We start from the raw sequence: 735 nt of genomic DNA on the forward strand, positions 1-735 counted from the left end.
GAGCTGCCGCCGCAGCTTAAATGGAAATTTTCGCATGAGCCCGAATTGTTGGGTTGGACAATTCGGGCGCGTAATTATAATACGTTTGTAGCTAATTGCATGTTTGCATTTATGTTTGTCTTGATAGCCATAGTGTCGTATTCCGTGTATTTGAATCCCGCGCCGGGTGAGGGGGTGCTGACTCGGGTGATAGTTAGTCTTTGCTTTTTTTTAATTATTACACTTACAATTTCCAGTATGACTCATCAGCGAATGAAGTTTGCCTATCGCTTCACCCCTTCTGGAGTGGAATGCTGTGAATGGAAAGATTTCCCGGAGTGGGTCCTGACATTTTTGAAATGGATTGCGGGGATAACGGCGATTTTCTTTGTTTTTATGGCAACCATTGATCCGTCATTCTTGCTTGGTGCGCTGATAGGTCCTGGCGGAATCGGATTGACGTATCTCTCGATGGCCTATTCAAAGAGTTATCGAGAAATGCAAACCCAGTATCATCATCTGATATACGAGTGGAAAGATTTCACGCAGCTGGCTATTGCAACAAATAGAGAAGTGGTGGACTTGAAGTTTACTCATTTCGATCAGCGCCTTGGTCGAGTGGTGAGTTGGAGTCTGAATATTTTTTGCAAGCGAAAGCAAAAGGAAAAAGTGGCGGAAATTATCAGGCCTTTTTTGTCCCCGGGTGTGCCTTTTATTAAGGCGAAAGTTAACGTGCCGCTCAGTACAGATTAATGG

1 protein-coding gene is annotated in these 735 nt (G+C 44.2%); it reads left to right on the top strand.

The genetic code is table 11. The features are described 5' to 3' along the window. Window positions 1–732: hypothetical protein (locus ACQRAX_RS25525; RefSeq protein WP_427867779.1), on the top strand; the 732-nt coding region annotated here is incomplete at its 5' end. Between the last annotated feature and the right edge of the window lie 3 nt (window positions 733–735).

The organism is Pseudomonas sp. UM16 (assembly GCF_050312595.1).
In the GTDB taxonomy this organism is placed as follows: Bacteria; Pseudomonadota; Gammaproteobacteria; order Pseudomonadales; family Pseudomonadaceae; genus Aquipseudomonas.